Annotated in this window: 18 protein-coding genes and 4 tRNA genes; 14 read left to right on the top strand and 8 right to left on the bottom strand. The window is 42.8% G+C overall.

Annotated features, from left to right (window positions below; genetic code table 11):
- The first annotated feature begins 1 nt into the window (after window position 1).
- Complete coding sequence (locus tag L2748_RS03040; protein ID WP_220779061.1) at window positions 2-739, top strand: TIGR04219 family outer membrane beta-barrel protein; 738 nt, start codon at window positions 2-4, stop codon at window positions 737-739.
- Between the two features lie 115 nt (window positions 740-854).
- Here L2748_RS03040 and tolC read toward each other — a convergent pair whose 3' ends face one another.
- Entirely contained in the window at window positions 855-2,159 is a 1,305-nt protein-coding gene (gene tolC, locus L2748_RS03035; RefSeq protein WP_220779062.1) for an outer membrane channel protein TolC, read from the bottom strand.
- Window positions 2,160-2,448: 289 nt separating this feature from the next.
- Here tolC and nudF point away from each other — a divergent pair, with 289 nt between their 5' ends.
- The 7 genes from nudF to parC all read left to right on the top strand — a co-directional run bounded on the left by nudF (window position 2,449) and on the right by parC (window position 10,416).
- Window positions 2,449-3,054, top strand: a complete 606-nt coding sequence (nudF, locus tag L2748_RS03030; RefSeq protein ID WP_220779063.1) for an ADP-ribose diphosphatase — start codon at window positions 2,449-2,451, stop codon at window positions 3,052-3,054.
- 73 nt (window positions 3,055-3,127) lie between these two features.
- Complete coding sequence (locus L2748_RS03025; RefSeq protein ID WP_220779064.1) at window positions 3,128-3,562, top strand: DUF1249 domain-containing protein; 435 nt, start codon at window positions 3,128-3,130, stop codon at window positions 3,560-3,562.
- Window positions 3,563-3,583: 21 nt separating this feature from the next.
- A complete protein-coding gene (cpdA, locus tag L2748_RS03020) occupies window positions 3,584-4,423 on the top strand; it encodes a 3',5'-cyclic-AMP phosphodiesterase (protein WP_220779066.1) in 840 nt (279 codons plus the stop codon).
- 30 nt (window positions 4,424-4,453) lie between these two features.
- Window positions 4,454-5,026, top strand: coding sequence for a YqiA/YcfP family alpha/beta fold hydrolase (locus L2748_RS03015; protein ID WP_220779068.1), 573 nt, complete (start codon window positions 4,454-4,456; stop codon window positions 5,024-5,026).
- Window positions 5,027-5,081: 55 nt separating this feature from the next.
- A complete protein-coding gene (gene parE / locus L2748_RS03010) occupies window positions 5,082-6,968 on the top strand; it encodes a DNA topoisomerase IV subunit B (RefSeq protein WP_220779072.1) in 1,887 nt (628 codons plus the stop codon).
- A 38-nt stretch (window positions 6,969-7,006) separates the two neighbouring features.
- Window positions 7,007-8,149, top strand: a complete 1,143-nt coding sequence (locus tag L2748_RS03005) for a PQQ-dependent sugar dehydrogenase (protein WP_220779073.1) — start codon at window positions 7,007-7,009, stop codon at window positions 8,147-8,149.
- The gene (gene parC / locus L2748_RS03000) at window positions 8,149-10,416 is read left to right on the top strand and encodes a DNA topoisomerase IV subunit A (protein ID WP_220779074.1); all 2,268 of its coding nucleotides are present in this window, start codon (window positions 8,149-8,151) and stop codon (window positions 10,414-10,416) included. Before L2748_RS03005 ends, parC begins: the two co-directional genes overlap by 1 nt.
- Before the next feature lie 89 nt (window positions 10,417-10,505).
- Here parC and L2748_RS02995 read toward each other — a convergent pair whose 3' ends face one another.
- Both L2748_RS02995 and L2748_RS02990 read right to left on the bottom strand, forming a co-directional pair.
- Window positions 10,506-10,697, bottom strand: a complete 192-nt coding sequence (locus L2748_RS02995; protein ID WP_220779076.1) for a bacterioferritin-associated ferredoxin — start codon at window positions 10,695-10,697, stop codon at window positions 10,506-10,508.
- A gap of 182 nt (window positions 10,698-10,879) precedes the next feature.
- Window positions 10,880-11,806: a D-2-hydroxyacid dehydrogenase gene (locus L2748_RS02990; RefSeq protein WP_220779078.1), complete on the bottom strand. Its 927-nt coding sequence runs from the start codon at window positions 11,804-11,806 to the stop codon at window positions 10,880-10,882.
- A 48-nt stretch (window positions 11,807-11,854) separates the two neighbouring features.
- Between L2748_RS02990 and L2748_RS02985 the strand changes: the two genes are divergently transcribed.
- Window positions 11,855-12,199: a DUF3392 domain-containing protein gene (locus tag L2748_RS02985; protein WP_220779080.1), complete on the top strand. Its 345-nt coding sequence runs from the start codon at window positions 11,855-11,857 to the stop codon at window positions 12,197-12,199.
- 80 nt (window positions 12,200-12,279) lie between these two features.
- Here the strand turns inward: L2748_RS02985 and L2748_RS02980 are convergent, their stop codons facing one another.
- The 5 genes from L2748_RS02980 to rsgA form a co-directional block, all read right to left on the bottom strand.
- Window positions 12,280-12,969 (bottom strand): glycerophosphodiester phosphodiesterase, encoded by a 690-nt coding sequence (locus tag L2748_RS02980; RefSeq protein WP_220779097.1) that lies wholly within the window; start codon window positions 12,967-12,969, stop codon window positions 12,280-12,282.
- 20 nt (window positions 12,970-12,989) lie between these two features.
- Window positions 12,990-16,175, bottom strand: coding sequence for a mechanosensitive ion channel domain-containing protein (locus L2748_RS02975; RefSeq protein ID WP_220779099.1), 3,186 nt, complete (start codon window positions 16,173-16,175; stop codon window positions 12,990-12,992).
- A 68-nt stretch (window positions 16,176-16,243) separates the two neighbouring features.
- The gene (locus L2748_RS02970; protein ID WP_220779100.1) at window positions 16,244-17,122 is read right to left on the bottom strand and encodes a DMT family transporter; all 879 of its coding nucleotides are present in this window, start codon (window positions 17,120-17,122) and stop codon (window positions 16,244-16,246) included.
- A gap of 16 nt (window positions 17,123-17,138) precedes the next feature.
- Window positions 17,139-18,002, bottom strand: coding sequence for an archaetidylserine decarboxylase (asd, locus tag L2748_RS02965; protein ID WP_220779082.1), 864 nt, complete (start codon window positions 18,000-18,002; stop codon window positions 17,139-17,141).
- A gap of 157 nt (window positions 18,003-18,159) precedes the next feature.
- On the bottom strand, window positions 18,160-19,224 hold the full coding sequence (gene rsgA / locus L2748_RS02960) for a small ribosomal subunit biogenesis GTPase RsgA (RefSeq protein WP_220779083.1): 1,065 nt from the start codon (window positions 19,222-19,224) through the stop codon (window positions 18,160-18,162).
- A 112-nt stretch (window positions 19,225-19,336) separates the two neighbouring features.
- Between rsgA and orn the strand changes: the two genes are divergently transcribed.
- The 5 genes from orn to L2748_RS02935 all read left to right on the top strand — a co-directional run bounded on the left by orn (window position 19,337) and on the right by L2748_RS02935 (window position 20,403).
- Complete coding sequence (gene orn / locus L2748_RS02955; RefSeq protein WP_220779084.1) at window positions 19,337-19,882, top strand: oligoribonuclease; 546 nt, start codon at window positions 19,337-19,339, stop codon at window positions 19,880-19,882.
- 115 nt (window positions 19,883-19,997) lie between these two features.
- Window positions 19,998-20,073: transfer RNA gene (locus L2748_RS02950), tRNA-Gly, on the top strand.
- 47 nt (window positions 20,074-20,120) lie between these two features.
- A tRNA-Gly gene (locus L2748_RS02945) sits at window positions 20,121-20,196 on the top strand.
- 15 nt (window positions 20,197-20,211) lie between these two features.
- Window positions 20,212-20,307: transfer RNA gene (locus tag L2748_RS02940), tRNA-Gly, on the top strand.
- A 20-nt stretch (window positions 20,308-20,327) separates the two neighbouring features.
- Window positions 20,328-20,403, top strand: a tRNA-Gly gene (locus tag L2748_RS02935).
- The last annotated feature ends 5 nt before the right edge of the window (window positions 20,404-20,408 follow it).

Below are 20,408 nucleotides of genomic sequence, written 5' to 3'. Positions count from 1 at the left end.
TATGAAAAAGACGTTATTGGCGTGTGCACTATTAGGTTCATTAGTAGGCACTTCAGCCCAAGCTGCTACAGTTGTCGGTTTTAAAGTCGGCGGCGATTACTGGAAAGCTGATACTAATGGTACTTTTGCTGAGCGCGGTAAATCACAGCAAGAGTTTAACTATGATTCATCTTCTCAAGGTAGCATCTGGGTTGCTGTTGAGCATCCAATTCCGCTAGTGCCAAATGTTAAGATTAGACAAAACAGCTTAGAAGCTGATGGCAAAATGAGTGATGCTGACTTTAACTTCAATGGCCATGATTTCCAAGGCAATGTGAATGCGACTTCAGATCTAAGCAATACTGACTTTGTACTTTACTACGAGATTTTAGATAACGATATCGTAGCACTTGATCTAGGTGCGGCTTATAAGAAGATGGATGGTAAGTTCCGCGTAGCTGATGCTGGCCACCCTGAAACTAAAAATATCGATAGCGGTATTGTTATGGGTTATATCGACGCACAAGTTGGTGTTCCAGGTTTAGGCCTTTACGGTTTTGCTGACATCATGATGGGTGTTGATGAGTCTAGCGTTTATGATTATTCATTAGGACTAGGTTGGAACTTTGATGGTACGGCATTAGATTACCGTATCCGCGCTGGTTACCGTGACTTTAAGTTTGACGTAAATGGTTTTGATGGCGTAACAGCGGATATGCAGTTTAAAGGTTACTTTGCTGGTGTTGAACTCGTATTCTAAGCTAATTATCTCTTCTGTTGTCGCGGTTCAATTAGCTGTGGCGATAAGATTATAAGAATATTAGCCCATAAAAAAACCGCCATTTGGCGGTTTTTTTATGTTTTAACAAGCAGGCTTAGTTTGTTGTTGGAGCAACAAGGCCATTGTTAATTGATGCGATATCATCTTCATTCAATGTCCCCGCAGCTTGCTTAAGCGCTAGGATTGAATTGATATAGCCATAACGCGCATCAGATAGTTTACGCTTTGAATCGTAAAGGTCACGAGTACGGTTTAATACATCAACAATAGTACGTGTACCTACTTCAAAACCAGCTTGAGTTGCTTTAAGCGCACTTTCTGAAGAGATTACAGACTGCTCATAAGCGCGGATTGAGCTGATAGAAGCGCCAACGTTGTTAAAGTTATTACGTACATCTTTAACCACTTTTCGGTGCGTCTGTTCTAGCTTCTCGCTTGCTTCAACATATTGGTACTGAGCTTGATTAACTTTTGAAGACACCTTGAAACCTTCAAAAATAGGAATACTTAGTGTTACGCCAATTGTGCCATTGTCGAAGTCGTTACCAGGCTCTTGCTCTATGCCTTTATTGTAACCTGCATTTAAGCTAAGTGAGGGCATGTGGCCAGCTTTATAAAGGGTAATTGTTTCTTCAGCGATGTCTTTACCAATACGTGTTGTCATTAGGTCAACACTGTTGGTTTCTGCCATTTTTATCCAGTCTGTTGAAGACGCTGGAGCAACAGCAGATGCAGAGAAACGATTGGTATCCAGAATATTGATGTTCTTATGATCAATGCCTGTGATTTCACGCAGTGCTTCGTAGCTATTTGCTAGGGTGTTTTCAGCCAAAATTTCAGTCGCATTAGCTAAGTCATATTGAGCTTGTGCTTCATGTACGTCGGTAATTGCTGTAAGGCCCACTGCAAAGCGTTGTTTAGTCTGCTCAAGCTGACGCTCAATTGCACGCTTTTCAGAGCCTTGGAACTCGTAGTTGTCCTTGGCTGTTAGTACGTCAAAATAAGCGTTGGTTACGCGAATAATAAGGTTTTGTAGCGCTGATGCGTATGCAGAGTCTGCTTGAGATGCCGCTTTTTCAGCAAGGCTTAAACCAACCCATGCACTGTGGTCGTAAATTACCTGATTTAAGGTTACGCCACCGACAATACCGCTTGAATCTTCGCTTGGGTCATTCCATGCTTTGTCGTAACCTACATTAGCACTGATTGTTGGTAGTAATGGAGCACGGTTTTCTTCAATCTGTTCGTACAGAGCATCACGTTGAGCTTTAGCTTGAAGCGCAACAGGATCACTCGTCAATGCTTGTTGATATATTTGAAGAAGGTCATCGGCATGAGCAACTTGCGCTGTCGCTGCAAGGGTCAGTGCGGCACATAGAGAACGGATCTTGAATTTCATTTGCTGTCCTTTTAGACAAAATTCCCCATTGAGGAGCGAATTTAACTTGTTATGTTTAGCTTTGCCTTACATATAATAAAAAGTAAGGCGGTTTGCGCTTCCCGACGCTTCCCAATACATCTAAACTTAGTGGGTTAAATATTAAAAACCTACAAATTCTAAGTCAACTCAGAAGTGTAACAGTTTTTGATGCTTATGATTAGTACTGCATGCATCATAGTATTAATATTTTTATTTGACTTTATTGTGGCATAAATACCTTTATAAACAAGTATATTTAGGACAAGAAATGAACAGCACCTTCAAGCGTGATGATGTAGAGCTATTGAGCAAGAAACCTTTGTATAAAGGCTTCTTTAAAATGGAAGAGTATCGCTTCAAGCATAGGTTGTTTGCTGGTGGCTGGAGTGATGTTGTCACGCGTGAAGTGTTTGAGCGTGGTAATGCCGTGGTTGTTTTACCTTATGATCCTGTTATGGACCAAGTCGTTTTAATAGAACAAATTCGCATTCCTGTACTTGAAAACGCAAAAACACCTTGGTTATTAGAATTAGTGGCCGGAATGATCGATAATGGGCAGACATCAATGGATGTCGCTCATAGGGAACTACTTGAGGAAACGGGATTAACCGCAAAAAGTGTTACTCAAGTTAATCAATACTTTTCTAGCCCTGGCGGCACAAGTGAGCGTTTTGATTTTTATTGGGCTAACGTAACAGCAGCAGATGCTGATGGTGTGCATGGACTTGCTGATGAGCATGAAGATATACGTGTGCATGTTGTTAGTCGTGAGCAAGCTTATCAAATGGTCGTAGATGGTCAAATAGACAATGCGTCAACCGTGATTGGACTTCTTTGGTTGCAACTTAATTATCAAAATATCGTCAAACAATAGGATTAACGGCATCAAGCGGTTACTTTCATTGTTCTTATTCAATACATTTATATAGATAGCGTTGGTTTAATTTGTGTCATATGTCACTTTAGCGAAAAAGAATAAGTATCAGCCTAATGTCAGCCAGTTTCTGGCACTTTGTGGGCGTAATTATATGCATATTCAAAGATGGCTGACTTTAGAGCCAAGTGAAGGCTCACAGTGGCGAGTGAAAGGTGAGTTTGGTCAGTTAGATGTGCAGTTGCTGGAAAATACTAAATATACTCAGTTAGTGCAGATCTCACGCTGCGTTGGTAACCATGAGTTAGTGTCAACACCTAAAGTCTCTGTACGCATTTATCATGATGCTAAATTAGCAGAAGTGTTAACTAGTCAACAGATTTACCAATTGCGACCAGTGTATGATTATCCAAATATGCATATGCATCATCGGGATGAAAAGTACCAAGTCAATGCTTTTCTAGAAGAGTTATTGAAGATTGATAACTTAACTAAATTTGTCAGTTGATCTGATTATTGGGTAACTAATTTGCTAAAAGCAGCTATCTCTTATTCAATTTCTGAAGCTAAGAGTGTGAGAATTGTGCAAGTCACAGATCCTCACCTGTTTGCTGATCCTGAAGCACAGCTACTTGGTGTCAATACTGCTCAAAGTCTAGGCGCAGTGTTAAACACTATCTCTGCGGTTAACTATCCTGCGCACTTTATGCTAGCGACAGGCGATATAAGTCAAGATTACTCTATTGAGTCGTATCATAACTTTGTTAATGCTATTAAGCCTTTAGATATGCCGTGTCATTACTTGCCGGGGAATCATGACGACCCTCGCATCATGAATCTGCACATGCAAGGCTCGCAGGTATTTGGGCAGAAGCGCATTTTAGCCGGTAATTGGCAAATCATTATGTTGGACTCTACGGTACGAGGACGCCCAGGTGGGCATATGTCTGAAGCTGAGCTAGCACTTATTGAAAATGCGATTGCAGAAGAGCCTAATCGTCATACGCTTTTAGTTATGCATCATAATCCAGTTTTAGCAGGCTGTACTTGGCTTGATCAACACTGCATGGATAATGGTGAAACCTTTATTGCCCAAGTTGCGCAATACCCACAAGTAAAAGGGTTACTTTGGGGGCATATCCATCAAAATGTCGAAACAGAACATTTTGGTCCCCATGGAGCAATTAAGCTGATGGCTACGCCATCAACATGTATTCAGTTCAAACCTAAGTCGCCTTATTTTGCACTCGATGCGTTGCAACCGGGATACCGTTTGCTGGAGCTCAAATCCGATGGTAGCATTCTAACCAATGTTTACCGGGTACCGGGTGAGAACTTCTCACCAGATAAAGATGCAGGCGGTTATTAGTAGCTAAGATACGCCGCAGTGTGAGGAAATATGCTGCTATACATACATGGATTTAATAGTTCGCCTTTGTCAGATAAAGGTTTGGTTACCGCCAGCTATATCGCGGAACATCATCCTCAACTCCCATTTTTTCAGCCACAATTGCCCAGCGAACCGCTTGAGGCGATGGCACTGCTAATCGATATTGTAGAAAAAGCGCAAGCTGAGGGTGAGCCGCTGACTTATATTGGTTCTTCATTAGGCGGATATTTCGCAAGTTATTTAGCCGAAACTTACGGTGGACGCGCAGTTTTAGTTAATCCTGCAGTAAAACCTTTCGAACTATTTGATGAATTCATTGGCACTCAGTACAATCCCTACACGGATGAAACCTACCAAGTCGTTGCCGAACATAAACACGACGTCGGGCGCTACAATACGCCCGCAATATTAAATCCTGATCGCTTTTATGTACTGTTACAAACAGGCGATGAAGTGCTCGACTACAAACAGGCCGTGCAGAAATATCACTGTTGTAAGCTGTTAATAGAACCCGATGGCGACCATAGTTTTATCGGTTATAAAGACCAACTTGCTTCTATCTGTGAATATCTGTTTTCTTGACAAATAGACCCGTAGGGCCGCAACATGGCCTGAATAACAAAATAATATGTGTGCCATGACAAACCAATACACCTCAGATGCTATTGAAGTCCTAAATGGACTCGACCCTGTAAAACGTCGCCCCGGTATGTATACCGATACTTCGCGCCCGAACCATTTAGGACAGGAAGTCATTGATAATAGTGTCGATGAGGCATTAGCAGGGCACGCGAGTCGAATCGACGTGATTTTACATGCCGACAACTCTTTGGAAGTTATCGATGACGGCCGTGGTATGCCGGTTGATATCCACCCTGAAGAGGGGATCCCCGGTGTAGAGCTTATTTTAACTAAGCTGCATGCAGGTGGAAAGTTCTCTAATAAAAACTACCAATTCTCTGGTGGTCTTCACGGTGTTGGTATTTCGGTGGTTAACGCGCTTTCAAGCCGTGTTGAAATCACTGTTAGACGTAATGCTGAAGTCTATGAAATGGCTTTTGAGCATGGTGAAAAGGTTGAAGACCTGCACGTTACTGGTACATGTGGCCGCCGTAATACTGGTACAAGCGTACATTTTTGGCCTGATGCAAGCTATTTTGATTCCGGCAACTTCTCTATAACTAAACTGGTTTACCTATTAAAAGCTAAGGCTGTACTTTGCCCTGGTCTGCGCATTAAATTTGTTAATAAGCAAACCAATGAAACCCAAGAATGGTTTTATGAAAGTGGCTTAGAAGATTACCTTAGAACATCAATTAAGGGCGTGCCAACACTTCCTGAAGTGCCATTTGTAGGCAGTTTTGCGGGAAATTTAGAAGCCGCCGACTGGGCGATAACTTGGCTACCTGAAGGTGGTGAATACCTTAACGAAAGTTATGTAAACCTTATTCCTACCCCACTGGGTGGTACTCATGTTAACGGTTTTAGACAAGGTTTACTCGAGTCTATGCGTGAGTTTTGTGAGTTTAGAAACCTAGTGCCTCGCGGTATCAAGTTAACGCCAGAAGATATTTGGGATCGCTGTACCTTTATCTTATCGATTAAGATGCAAGATCCACAGTTTGCCGGTCAAACGAAAGAAAAGCTTTCTAGTAGGCAGTGTGCTGCATTTGTCTCGGGGATTGTTCGCGATGCATTTAGCTTGTGGCTAAATACCAATACTGAGCAAGCAGAAGCCTTAGCAGACATGTGTATTAATAATGCACAAAAGCGTTTGAAAGCGGCTAAGAAAGTGGCGCGTAAGCGTATTACTTCTGGACCAGCGTTACCTGGAAAACTGACCGATTGTAGTGGTCAAGATCCTATGCGTGGCGAACTATTCTTGGTGGAGGGTGACTCTGCGGGAGGCAGTGCTAAGCAGGCTCGTGATCGTGAGTTCCAAGCGATTATGCCGCTACGTGGTAAGATTTTGAATACGTGGGAAGTCGATGCTTCTCAAGTGTTGGCTTCGCAAGAAGTACATGATATCTCGGTTGCGATTGGTTGCGATCCTGATAGTGCTGATATTTCAGAATTACGTTATGGAAAAATTTGTATTCTTGCCGATGCAGACTCGGATGGTCTGCATATTGCGACCTTGTTATGTGCACTATTTATGAAGCACTACAAGGTATTAGTGGAGCAAGGACATATTTATGTGGCTATGCCACCTCTGTTCCGTATCGATATCGGTAAAGAAGTATTCTACGCCTTAGATGAGGCTGAGAAAGACGGCATTCTTGATAGAATTGCCGCAGAAAAGCGGAAAGGAAAAGTCCAAGTAACACGATTCAAGGGATTGGGTGAGATGAATCCGCTACAACTGCGTGAAACAACGATGGATCCAAATACACGTCGACTAGTGCAATTAACCATAGATGATGCTGATGACACTATGGCTCTTATGGATATGTTACTCGCCAAGAAGCGTTCTGGGGACAGAAAAACTTGGTTAGAAACAAAGGGTGATCTTGCCCAGCTCTAATCGGCAGTTTGTGATTATAATCAGACAAAAGAATAATAATGACGTTTGAAAACTATCGAAATCAAATCGCTGCTGGGGTTTCGCTGCTGTGCGCGCAATTAATATTTAGTTTTAGTGCACTTGCAGCGGATCCTATGATGATCACTGTCTCTAAAGGCTTTGGTTTAACCTTATACGCTTCTAACTTAGGTGATGCTAAACAGCTAGCTGTTGGCGATAATGGCACGCTATTTGTTGGCTCCTACCGAGACGGTAAAATCACTGCGCTGGTTGATGGCGATAACGATGGACGAGTCGATAAACGTTATGTGATTGCTAAAGGGTTGGATTACCCAGAAGCGATAGCGTTTTCTAATGGCTCTTTGTATGTTGCCGAAGAAGAACGTATTTTACGTTTTAATCAAATTGAATCCCGCCTAAAGCGTCCTGGACGTCCAAAAGAAGTTTACAACCGTTTGCCTGGCGAAAGTAAAAAGAGTCGTCGGGCAATGCAGTTTGGTCCTGATGGAAGACTCTATATTGCGATTGGCGCACCTTGTAACGTGTGTGAGTCAGAAGCGCCTTATGCCAGCATTATCGCAATTGATGTTGAAACAGGTGCGAGTGAGCAAATTGTTAGTGGCGTAAGAAAAGTATTAGCCTTTGATTGGTCTGTGAATGATAACCAACTTTGGTTTGCAGATAATGGCCGCGATTGGATGGGCGATAACTTACCTCCAGATGAAATTAACAAAGTAGAAGTTAAAGGTAGCCACTATGGCTTTCCTTATATTCATGCTACGAACGTGATTGAGCCAGCATACGATAAGCCTAAAAACCTTAAAGTGGTTGCGCCAAATTATGAGTTGCCAGCTCATGTTGGTGCCAAAGGGATGCACTTTTACCGTGGTAGTCAATTCCCTGAACGTTACCACAATCAAATGTTTGTGGCGGAAAATGGCTCTTGGAACCGCTCAAGTAAAGTGGGTTACCAAGTGGTAATGCTTGAAATTGAAGCAGGCAAAGTAATAAAACGCAGTACAGTTGTTAGCTTTTTAGACGGTGAATTTCCCGTCGCAAGACCATATTCATTGGTCACAGCACCCGATGGTGCCATGTATATATCTGATGATCTAAAAGGCAACGTTTACCGTTTGTTTTATAAAGAGTCAGCAAAGAATCAGTCACAGGATAATGATTAATGAGTGATGCGATAGATTTAAGCCTTGATGGCGTAGAGCAAATGCCGCTACGCCGCTTCACGGAAGAGGCATATCTGAACTATTCCATGTATGTCATCATGGACCGTGCATTGCCACATATTGGTGATGGACTCAAACCGGTTCAGAGACGTATTGTCTACGCCATGAGTGAGCTTGGCTTATCTGCTCAATCTAAGCATAAGAAATCAGCGCGTACCGTTGGTGACGTATTGGGTAAGTACCACCCCCATGGTGACAGTGCCTGTTATGAAGCTATGGTGCTGATGGCACAGCCATTTTCGTATCGTTATCCACTCGTTGATGGTCAAGGTAACTGGGGCGCGCCAGATGATCCTAAGTCATTTGCTGCAATGCGTTATACCGAAGCGAGACTGTCTAAGTTTTCAGAGGTTTTGCTAAGTGAGCTAGGTCAGGGCACTGTTGATTGGGGCGTTAACTTTGACGGTACCATGAAAGAACCCCTGGTTTTACCTGCGCGCTTGCCACACATTCTGCTTAACGGTATTACCGGTATTGCTGTTGGTATGGCTACTGACGTGCCACCACATAACGTAAAAGAGTTGGTTGGGGCTTGTGTAGAACTGCTTGATAATCCTAAAGCTGATTTAGCGCGCATGATGGAATTTATTCCTGGCCCAGATTACCCAACTGAAGCTGAAATCATTACTCCCGCTGCAGATATTACTAAAATCTACCAAACAGGTCGTGGCTCTATTAAAGCCCGCGCTGTATACACAGTGGAAAATGGTGAAGTAGTGATTACTGCACTGCCGCATCAAGCAAGTAGCGGTAAGATTTTAGAGCAAATTGCCAATCAGATGCAGGCGAAGAAGTTACCTATGGTAACGGATTTACGTGATGAGTCTGATCACGAAAGCCCGGTACGCATGGTGATTGTGCCACGTTCAAACCGCGTCGATTGCGACCAAATGATGGCGCATCTATTTGCAACCACGGATTTAGAAAAGAGCTACCGCGTTAACCTTAACGTACTTGGCTTAAATGGTCGTCCACAAGTTAAAGGTTTGCTCCAGCTATTAACGGAATGGCTTGAATTTAGAATGACTACGGTTAAGCGCCGTCTAGAATATCGCTTAGATAAAGTATTATCGCGATTACATATTCTAGATGCGTTGATGGTAGCCTTCTTAAATATTGATGAAGTGATTGAGATCATTCGTTATAACGATGATCCGAAAGCTGAATTAATAAAGCGCTTTAATCTATCAGACAAACAAGCTGACGCGATCTTAGATCTTAAACTGCGTCACTTAGCTAAGCTTGAAGAATTTAAGATCAAAGCTGAGCAAAGTGAATTAGAAGCTGAGCGTGACAAACTACAACTGCTGCTAAGCTCTGAGCGCCGTATGAAGACCTTGATCAAAAAAGAACTGATCAAAGATGGCGAAGACTATGGCGATGCACGTCGTTCCCCATTAGTTGAGCGTAGTGAATCACGAGCGCTGACCGAGCAAGAGTTAGTTCCTGCAGAATCTGTGACTGTTGTGCTATCTGAAAAAGGCTGGGTGCGTAGCGCTAAAGGCCATGATGTTGATGGTCAAAACCTATCTTATAAAGCGGGTGATAGTTTCTTACGTTCGGCGCAGGGCCGCAGTAACCAACCTAGTGTGTTTATTGACACATCGGGTAGGGCATTCGCCACCGAAACCCATACTTTACCGTCTGCGCGATCCCAAGGTGAGCCTATCACTACTCGCTTTAATTTAGCGCCAGGTGCGACGATGGAGCATGTCTTACTGTCTGATGAGGAGCAATGTTACTTATTGGCCTCTGATGCGGGTTACGGCTTTATCTGTGCCAATAAAGACATGGTATCGCGTAATAAGGCGGGTAAGGCGCTGTTGAGCTTGCCTACTAATGCTAAAGTGCTGTTACCCAGAAAGGTCGATAAGACTAAACCAAGCTCAATATTAGCCATTACCAATGAGGGCCGCATGTTGCTGTTCTCGCTTGATGCTTTACCACAATTGTCTAAGGGTAAAGGTAATAAGATTATTGGTATTCCAACTGAACGCGCTAAGAGTCGTGAAGAGTTATTGCTGCACCTTAACGTTATTCCTGAAGATATGTCGGTCACCCTTTGGGCAGGTAAGCGTAAGCTGACACTTAAGCCAAGCGACCTAGAGCATTATCGTGGTGAGCGTGGTCGTCGTGGTGCTAAGTTGCCACGGGGATTACAACGAGTTGATAGTGTTGAACTAGGTGACGGTGAGCCTGTCATTTAGGGCATGTTGAACTAAGCGTTAAACAAAAAATGCAGCCAATTGGCTGCATTTTTTATGTGAAGACATTGCCGAATGTATACTGATGAGTATTAGGCGACTTCATAAAAGTTGGGTTCGATCTCAACTTGTCTTTGGATGATCTGGGTTGCCATTTTTGCACATTTACCACATTGATCCGCCACACCAAGACGCTTTTTAACGTCGGCTAATGAAGCATCGCCTTGGCTAACAGCTTCTTTGATCTGCGTATCAGTAATTGCGTGACAAAGACAAACGTACATGAAATATCATCTCTAAATCGAACATAGCCCGAAGTATAAATGAAAATGATTCTCAATGCTAATAACTGCTAAATATAATTATGGGCTATTTTGCTGTAGCCAGTTATTAAAAAGCGTGCCTATATCACGTTATTGCTGAGGTTGCAGGCAGCTTCATAGAAACAGTAGCACTAAATCTTGGTTTAATAGCCGCGTTCAAAATGGACCCTATGAGATAATTTTTCACCCTTAATCCACTTGTGAAAGTTTTCTGAGAATATCTCAACCACTTGTTCAGGGAAGCTTGGCGCAGCAATATGTGGTGTGATAATGACGTTATCTAATGACCAAATAGGGTGATTATCGGGCAAGGGTTCTTGATTAAATACATCTAATATCGCTTGTTGCTCGGTATGAGTAACCAGCTGCTGATAAAGTGCGTCAAGATCTAATACATCACCGCGACCAAGGTTAAATAACACCACTTCGTCTTTTAATAGCGATAAGGTTTGCGGATTTAATGCGCCTTTGGTTTCAGGTGTACTGGGTAAAATACTCGCTACGGCATCGGCACGGGGAAGATAGTGGGTTAGATTCGCCAGGGTGTCGACTTCATCAAAGCCCCTTGTGGGTTTGGAGCCGCGATTAATGCCAATTACATGCATGCCAAAGTGTTTTGCTGTTTGAGCGATATGCTTAGCAATAGAGCCAGTGCCTAGTAGTAGCAATGTTTGCCCTTGCAGGGTCTTAAAGCTGCCAGGTAACCAGACTTTTTGCTCTTGTTGAGTTTTATATTTTCTATGCTCACGCTGGTATGCAAGCAAATAGCCAAATAGGTACTCACTCATTAACGGTCCAAAAATGCCTCTTACATTGGTAAGCTCATAGTCTTTACGCTGCCTAGGCTTAACTAGTGCATCAACGCCGGCAAAGGTTGACTGCATCCATTTTAAGTTAGCAGCATGAGGCAGCAAAGGCGCAGCAAGCTTAGGTTCGGCTAACCAGATGTCGGCGTTGAATATTCCCTGGGGATCATCATCTAATATGATGGTGTCTGGCAGGTGACACGAATTTAATAGCTGGCGATAGCGCTCATTTTCTCTGGTGAGCAAGAGTAACTTGTGTCCCATACTAACTCCCTATATTCTATGTTTACCTGAGTTTTAACTTGCTGAAAAATGACTGATTTTATTGATAAGCTCATTGCGCTTTTAAACTATTTAGGGGGATTATTCACCCCGTGGCTTACCGAAGTCGCAACAGCCATTATAGCTTGTTGTTTGGTCGTTTTTGGCGCTGATATTAATCGTTTTCTACGTCGTTACCTTGCAGGCCGTTCATTTCTATTGCGCACGTTAATTTTTGTTATTGTTAACGCGTTTGGCTACGGTCTCATTATCATTCATTTAAGCCCATTGCTGGCGCAATATATGGCAAAAATACCGGCCCATTGGTTGTTTGTATTGGTGGTTGCCATTTTCTTTGCTATAGGCAGCTGGGCACAACGTAATCGACAAGTCTAGATTGAATGTAAGCTGTTAATTTAAGTCTAGTTTATATTGCTGGCTTTACGCAAATCTTGCTTTCTATCAGCAGTAAAAACTTAGGCTAAATGCAAAATAGCTTTATCGGGGAAATTGGTAAATATGCCATCTACGCCCATGCTGTTGAGCATATCAAGATCTTCAAGGTTATCGACGGTATACACATAAACTCTGGCGCCACGTTGGTGGGCATCATCAACCATTTGTTGAGTGGTAAAACTTAACCCAAGATGGATTGAGTAGGCACCGAGTTGAGAGACGATGCCCGCCAAATCCAACGGCACCCCCTCTATCAGCGGGGCGATAAAAGACTCTGGGTATTGCTGTTTGAACGTCGCTAAAAATGGATGATTGAAAGACGAGATCAACAGCTTTTCGGCTGGATATTTAAGTTCGTTAATCAGTGTGGGGTAAAGTGCAATAAACGCATCGAGGCAGCCTAGACCTTTTAACTCGATATTGACTAAGGTGTTATGGGGTCTAAGTAATTGCAATACCTGTAATAAGGTCGGTATTGGCTCACCTTCAATTTTAAGCTGACTTAAATCTGCTTTGGTAAACTCTTCTATCAGCCCGTATCCAGAACTTTTGGGCTCTAATCTTCTATCATGAAACACATAGAGTTCATCTTCGACCAGATGAATATCTAGCTCAACCGCTGTTGCGCCTAGTTCTATTGATTTAGCAAAGGCGGCTAAGGTGTTTTCGGCGACGTAACCGCTGGCACCACGGTGAGCAAATATCATCATATTGGTTTTGATCCCTGTCATTAGCTTCTAATTAAGCTCTGTACGTCTTTACTTTGGCTCGAGGATAAGTGCACCTCTAACTGAGGGTAGGCGAGCACAAGGTTGTTTTCATTTAACTTCTTAGTAATTTGTTTATGCAGTTTATGTTTTAGTGGCCAACGCGCACCCATATCTTTAGCGTAAGCTCTTACTTCAAAGTCTTGAGTATGCTGGCCAAACCCTGCAAACCAGACCTCTGGTTCAGGCGATAGCAGAGCATCATCACATTCTTGCACCGCTTGATAAAGTGCTGCTTCTACTCTCGCTGGATCAGAGTCTCTTGCCACTGACACGTAAACAATCACGCGGGTGATAGGATCGGACAGTGACCAGTTGATAAGTTGCTCGGTAATAAATGCCTTGTTGGGCACAATGATCTCTTTACGATCCCAGTCAACGATAGTGGTTGCTCGGATCTGAATTTTACTTACTGTTCCAGTTAGATCGCGGATTGTCACGGTATCGCCAATACGCACTGGTTTTTCAAACAAAATAATCAGGCCGGAAATAAAGTTTGCAAAGATTTCTTGTAAACCAAAGCCTAAACCAACTGATAAGGCAGCCACAAGCCATTGCAACTTAGACCACTCCATTCCTAGGGTGGAAAAGCCCGTTAACACGCCAAATAACACCACTAGATAGCGACTCACGGTAGTCAGTGCAAATCCGGTTCCTTGGCTTAAATCTAGCCTTTGCAGGATGGTTAATTCAATGAGGCCGGGCAGATTAGTGGCGATCATCATAGAGAAACCGACAATAATCAGAGATAGGAGTAGCGACTTTAACGTAATAGGGATCTGCTGCTCAATGCCATTTACCGTGGTATTACTCGACCAAAGGGTGACACCATCAAGTAGAGAGAATAGTGCGGTATGGGTTTGAGTCCATAGGCCAACAATGCTGGCTAAAAAGGCCAGTAGCAATAAAGATCGCACCAAACCTAATGACTGACTTGAAATGGTTTCTAGATCGACAATAGGTTCTTCATAGGTATCACTTTGATCGCCAACGCTGACTTCTCCCTTTTCACGCTGAGCCAGCAGTTCAGCACGTTTTGCTTTAGCGCGTTCAAAGGCAATGCGGCGTCGCTCTATTAGCATCCAGCGTTTGATTAAATTAAATAGCAGTAAGAAACCAAGACCAAATATCATAGACAGCTGTAGCTGCAGGAACATTTGGAATGCGGTGTAATAGTAACCTTGGAAAGCCAGTACAGCACAGGCAAGGGGCATTAATATCAACATTGCCCATAATAGCTTTTGAAGAAGCTTTTTATTCTTGCTGTGCTCTGCGGTATTTTCTTTGTTAGATAAGCTCAGCATATCTTTGTAAAACCAAAACAGCATTAGGCAAAAAATAATAAACGCGCCGCGACCTAAGCTATTTCGCACCAAAGAGGTATCGATAACTTCCGTAAAGGTCATGATGGCTAAAAACGGTGTCGCCATTATGGTGAATTTTTTAAATCGCGCTTGTCCAGAGCGGACAATAGTTTGCGGTGCCTTGAAGTGGTTGATCAACAAACCTCTATCTAACGATAGCAAGAAAATAAAGCGATAAAGTTGGTATAAAATCCCCGAGGCCATAATCCCCATACCCACAGCTGATACGAAATTATGGCTCGATTGATAGAAAATTCCGCCTGCCAAAACGATGGGTAAGGGTTTAAGTAAACTGTAGCCAAATGAGTTGATTAATACATGGAAGGTATAAATAAACTTATCTTGGGTTACGTTACCGACAAAAGGCAGTTCACGACGCATCGCCGATTTAAATTTAGGGGTCAGAATATCTTGAGCGAGCATGCTGACGACAAACAAGATCAACCACCATGACCAAAGTGTACTTTGCTCATTAAAGGAGCTTTGCATTTGGCTCCAAGGTGCTTGTTGCAACATCCACTGAATACTTTGATGTAAGTCAGTTATCCATAACCCCCCAATACTATTGGCGTTGGGAACCCAAAATAGGTGCTCGTTGAGTATGCTCTTTAAGGTCAGGTATTGCTGATTAAGTTGCTCATAGTTAACCCTTAGATCGGCGAGTTCACTAAGATATTGATCATAGCTTTGGATTAACTGTTGTAATAGCAACCCCTGCGCTGCAAGTAACTTGGCTTGCAATGAACTTTCAGCGCCAATATCGGTTACCATTTGGTGATTAAGTGTTTGTGCTTGCTCAACCTGATAACGGCCAAGTCGAGTATTGGCTATCTCACTTTGCACCGGATCTTGGTTAGGCGGCTTAGGCAGTGCCTGTAGCATTTGCAAGAAGCGCTCACCAAAAGCAGAGTTCAGTTTTATCCAACCTATTTGCTGCTGGATAGTTGTTAGTTGCTTGGCTTGTGCTTGATACTGGGCTTCAGCCTGCTCCTGTTGGTTTAGGGTTAGGCTAATTTTGTGGTTAAGTTCTTTTAAACTTTCGCCATAGATACGGTTGCTGTCGCTAAGCTCTTGGGTCACTGGATCGTGCACTTTCCCCTGGGGCAGTAAACTACCCGCTATGGCCGCTTCTGTTTGTGCTTGTCTTTGTTTTACAACGAGTTGATTTAGTTGTTCGATTAGCACCTCTTGCTGTGCAAGTTGTTCACGAACCAGCGTAAGTTGCAACTGGTTTAAATCAATCTCTTTTTGGCTACTAGCAAGCAATGCTTCTAATGTTTTTACATGTTGTTGATAGAGGCGTTTCTGCGCAACCAGGGTCTTATTAGCGATGCTTTGCTCATCAGTAATACGGATTTTCTTATGTTTTTGTAGGGTTGTTCTCGCGCTAATTAGCTCGTCAGGAAGTTCATTGTGAGATTTTATTAACTGGTTAACTTTTTTCCCTAAACTGATCTCTACTTCTTTAAGCTCTGATAATCGCAGATAAGCAAGAGATGCTTGCTGCTGGACATCTTGTTGTTCAGAAATGCTCAAGCCTTGTTTCGCATCTTGAATTTGCGCTAATAGATTTTGTTTATGTTCGCTGTAATTACCAACCAGCTCCTTAGCATTGGTTTCGGCCAGCGCTAAATCATTGGTTCGATCTTGTAATAGAATTAACTGCTCTTGAGGTGTTGATTCTTCATTGTTTGAATTAAGCCCTAAGCGTTTTTCAAGTTGAAGTGGATTAGCATTCGCAGATAACGAAAATACGCATAGGATGAGCAATAAAAAACGATACATGATAAGAATTTGAACAAGCAAAAAAGACTTATTTATAGTAGCCAAGTTAGCGGGATAAATAAATCGCTCTAAGCAGTCTTTTTTACGCTATTTGATCTATGACTTTGTTGAGTTTCAAATAAGGCGGTGGCGACAACTAAAGTCCCACCGATAACAGTTTGTAGGGCTAAATCTTCATTGAGGATAAGCCATGCTAACATGGCGCCATAAAAGGGTTGTAGGCAAGAGACTAAACCTACCGTTTTTGCGCTTAATAATCTTAAGGCTGATGTAAAAAGCGCGTGGGGCGCAGCGGTAAATACCACGCCTAATAAAATAATTAGCCACCAAACATTTTGTTCTATGGTATTGAGCTCGACACTCATCCAAGGAGCGAGGAAAACCACCGCCACCGAAGACTGATAAAACATGGCCTGTTGACCGCTGTAAGCTGAGAAATAGCGCTTATGTAATAGGTTGCGGGCGGTAAATAGCACTGCAGACAAAATACCAATGGCAATGCCTAGAGTAACGTCGTTGCCAAGGCTTGCTTCTGGAATGAGCAGCGAAACACCAATTAACACCAATACACCGCTGATAACGTCGGCTAACTTTAGTTTAGTTTTGGTGACTATCGGCTCGACCAGTACCGTCATAACGGGATAGGTGAAAAAGGCAATCATACCTATCGCTACTGATGATAGCTGCATTGAGGCAAAGTAAGTGACCCAGTGCAAGCTAACGAGAATGCCTAGACCAATAGCAATAAAATAGTCTTTGGACGCATTGAGAGATAAAGATTGCTTACTGATTTTAACGATTAAAGCTAAAACTGAGGCGGCAACGACGCAACGTAACAAGGTTATATCGAGTGCGCTTAATGGGATAAGCTTTGAAAACAAAGCGGTACCACCAAATAGTAGTACCGCAAAGTGAAGTTCTAACAGCCCTGTTTTTTTACTGTCCATGCCTGCCTTTAAGAAGTTAATCTTCGATTTTTGCAAAAGCTTGACCCATACGAGTCACGCTTTTTGGTTCTACTCCATCGGCAAATTCATCTAAGGCGTCTTTAGCAAACAGCATTACGACTGTGCTACCTAGTTTGAAACGGCCCATTTCAGCGCCTTTTTCTAGGGTTAATGCGTTAGGGCCTTCAGTTGGGTAATCCCAAGTAAATACCTTTTTGCCGGTTGGTGGTGTTACTGTGCCAGCCCAAACCGTTTCTATGCTCGCCACGATTGTTGCGCCAACTAATACCATGGCCATTGGGCCGATTTCAGTTTCAAAAATAGCCACAACACGTTCGTTACGAGCAAAAAGGCCTGGTACATTTTCGGCTGTTAGTGGATTAACTGAAAATAGCTCGCCTGGCACGTAGGTCATCTTAGACAAGGTGCCTTTAATTGGCATATGAATACGATGGTAGTCCTTTGGTGCAAGGTAGATAGTGGCAAAGTCACCGCCTTCGAAACGCTTGGCATCATCAGCTTGATCGCCTAACAGTGCAAGTGAAGAATAGTCATGACCTTTAGCTTGAAAAATACGGCCTTCTTTAATAGGACCTAATTGGCTTACTGCACCGTCGACTGGATGTACGATGTAGTCATTGTCTTCACAAAGTGGGCGCATGCCTGGCTTTAAGGCGCGAGTGAAAAAGTCATTGAATGTACGGTAAGCAGTTGCTTCTGATTGTGCAGCTTCGCTCATATCAATTTTATATTGTTTAATGAACCAGTTGATTGCTGCTGTAGTGACAGAGCCCATTTCAGCCGCTGCTAGTTTGCCTACAAGACGAGAAAGTAAGTGCTTTGGCATAATATATTGCAAGGCAATTTTAACTTTATCCAATTTCAATATCCTTTAATCTTCCACCTGAAGTTAGGTGCTATCTATTATTTATTGTGCATCTTATCAGCTCCCCCCTTTTGCTATGCTAGATGCCTAGGATGGCGGAGCTGTCGGGTAAATGCTTAATTTATTGTAATGCTTTATTTGCCGAGTATAACTACTCGTCTGGACCCGCTCTAAAGTGACGAGCGTGTCTTTGCTCATCTAGACTGGCGATAATACGATGATAATTATTGTATCTATCTTCAGTAATTTCACCGGCTTTAAATGCTTCGGTAATTGAGCATCCAGGATCGTTTAAGTGTTTGCAGTCTCTAAACTTACAAGTGCCTAAGTAGTCTCTAAACTCAATAAAGCACCAACCGACTCTATCCGCAGGTAGATGCCACAAGGCAAACTCACGTACACCTGGTGAGTCAATTAGGTCACCGCCTGTGGCAATATGTAATAACTTGGCAGTAGTCGTTGTGTGCTGACCTAGACCAGAATTCTGAGAAATATCACCAGTTAACAGTTCTGCGTCAGGCATCATGGCGTTAATCATTGAAGATTTCCCCACACCAGATTGCCCCACAAATACACTGACTTTGCCATCCATTAATGCGTGTAGTTGCTCGACCCCTTCACCAGTAATACTGCTAACGCGGTAAACTTGGTAGCCAATGGATTGGTAACGTTCGAGAGCCGCATCAATTTCTGGTGCGTCTTCAGGTGTAATTAAGTCCACTTTATTTAAGATGATTACAGGTTGGATGCCTGTATCTTCAGCCGCAACTAAATAACGGTCAATGATCTGAGTTGTGAAAGCAGGCTTGACTGAAGTGACGATCAGGATCTGATCAATATTAGAGGCGATAATCTTTACACCATCATAAAGATCGGGGCGCGATAGTTGCGAATGCCTTGGGTGAACGGCCTCCACAATACCTTCAATACGACTCGCACCTGACTCGCTGGTCAGTGCTAAGCGTACGATCACCTTATCGCCAGTCACTAGACTTTTAATATTGCGGCGGATATTACAGCGAGCAAGATGGCCGCCGTCGGTTTCAACGTCAGCATGCTGACCGAAACGGGAAATAATGGTGCCTTGCTGCTCAGGCCCTAACGTACTGTCTTGTAAGTCAGTCGTTTCGCCTGCATCGTGGCTCTGTAATTTCTTTTTTTGGTTGGTCCGCATTCTGCGTAATTGACCATGGCTTAGCGGTTTCTTTTTACTCACGTATTAGTCTTCAATGATAAAGGTGATTTTGTGTTGCTTAAAAAAGCAGTATGATACACGGTCTTAAACAAAAAAGCCTGAATTTAGGCTAACAGGAATAACGGGTCGCATTATGGCTATAGATGAAAACAATCTAATTTGGGTCGATTTAGAAATGACAGGACTAGAGCCTGCCGTTGATAAGATTATAGAAATGGCCACAATCGTCACCGATAAAGAGTTAAATATTATTGCCCAAGGCCCGGTTATTGCGATTCATCAATCGGATGAACAATTAGCTTTAATGGACGATTGGAACCAAAAGCACCACGGTGAATCAGGTCTTGTTGAGCGTGTTAGAGCGAGTACGATCAATGAAGAGCAAGCGATTGCAGAGACAATTGCTTTCTTATCCCAATATGTACCGGCTGGTGCTTCACCTATGTGTGGTAATAGTATTGGTCAAGATCGTCGATTTTTAAACCGCTACATGCCAGAGCTTGAGAATTACTTCCATTATCGAAATATTGATGTAAGTACGATAAAAGAGCTTGTTCGTCGTTGGGAGCCGAAAGCGATGGAAGGGTTTAAGAAGAAGAATACTCACCAAGCTTTGCAAGATATCGAAGAATCTATCGCCGAATTGCAGTTTTATCGAGCTAAAGCATTTACTATTTAACCAATCAGTCAGATTATTTGAAAGAAAGGGTTGCAGAGTAGGGAAATTTTCATATAATGCGGCCTCAACTTTTCGCTAAGGACCAAACTTAGTGACTATGTAAAAAAGTTGAAATGCGACATTAGCTCAGTTGGTAGAGCGATACCTTGCCAAGGTATAGGTCATCGGTTCGAACCCGATATGTCGCTCCAAATTAAAGCTTATGGGAACACCAAGTCCGGTAAGTAAAAAGATTTATGCGACATTAGCTCAGTTGGTAGAGCGATACCTTGCCAAGGTATAGGTCATCGGTTCGAACCCGATATGTCGCTCCAATTTAAAAGGTTTACGCGACATTAGCTCAGTTGACTCTTTATGAGAGCAAAAGGGCGATACCTTACCAAGGTATAAGTCATCGGTTTTTGTTTCGAATCCGATATGTCGTTTCAATCAAGTAAAGATTTATGCGACATTAGCTCAGTTGGTAGAGCGATACCTTGCCAAGGTATAGGTCATCGGTTCGAACCCGATATGTCGCTCCAATTTA

The organism is Shewanella sairae (genome assembly GCF_023283535.1).
Classification (GTDB): Bacteria; Pseudomonadota; Gammaproteobacteria; order Enterobacterales; family Shewanellaceae; genus Shewanella; species Shewanella sairae.
The sequence above is the reverse complement of the archived record's forward strand: the minus strand, read 5'-3'. Positions and strand labels throughout refer to the sequence as shown.

Excerpts from the sequence above, each read along its gene's own strand:
- L2748_RS03015 (WP_220779068.1), top strand. The coding sequence starts at position 4,454 with ATGCTGCTATACATACATGGATTTAATAGTTCGCCTTTGTCAGATAAA.
- parE (WP_220779072.1), top strand. The coding sequence starts at position 5,082 with ATGACAAACCAATACACCTCAGATGCTATTGAAGTCCTAAATGGACTC.
- L2748_RS02995 (WP_220779076.1), bottom strand. The coding sequence starts at position 10,697 with ATGTACGTTTGTCTTTGTCACGCAATTACTGATACGCAGATCAAAGAA.
- nudF (WP_220779063.1), top strand. The coding sequence starts at position 2,449 with ATGAACAGCACCTTCAAGCGTGATGATGTAGAGCTATTGAGCAAGAAA.
- L2748_RS02975 (WP_220779099.1), bottom strand. The coding sequence starts at position 16,175 with ATGTATCGTTTTTTATTGCTCATCCTATGCGTATTTTCGTTATCTGCG.
- L2748_RS03005 (WP_220779073.1), top strand. The coding sequence starts at position 7,007 with ATGACGTTTGAAAACTATCGAAATCAAATCGCTGCTGGGGTTTCGCTG.
- L2748_RS02990 (WP_220779078.1), bottom strand. The coding sequence starts at position 11,806 with ATGGGACACAAGTTACTCTTGCTCACCAGAGAAAATGAGCGCTATCGC.
- parC (WP_220779074.1), top strand. The coding sequence starts at position 8,149 with ATGAGTGATGCGATAGATTTAAGCCTTGATGGCGTAGAGCAAATGCCG.
- orn (WP_220779084.1), top strand. The coding sequence starts at position 19,337 with ATGGCTATAGATGAAAACAATCTAATTTGGGTCGATTTAGAAATGACA.
- L2748_RS02985 (WP_220779080.1), top strand. The coding sequence starts at position 11,855 with ATGACTGATTTTATTGATAAGCTCATTGCGCTTTTAAACTATTTAGGG.
- L2748_RS02970 (WP_220779100.1), bottom strand. The coding sequence starts at position 17,122 with ATGGACAGTAAAAAAACAGGGCTGTTAGAACTTCACTTTGCGGTACTA.
- L2748_RS03040 (WP_220779061.1), top strand. The coding sequence starts at position 2 with ATGAAAAAGACGTTATTGGCGTGTGCACTATTAGGTTCATTAGTAGGC.
- tolC (WP_220779062.1), bottom strand. The coding sequence starts at position 2,159 with ATGAAATTCAAGATCCGTTCTCTATGTGCCGCACTGACCCTTGCAGCG.
- L2748_RS02980 (WP_220779097.1), bottom strand. The coding sequence starts at position 12,969 with ATGATGATATTTGCTCACCGTGGTGCCAGCGGTTACGTCGCCGAAAAC.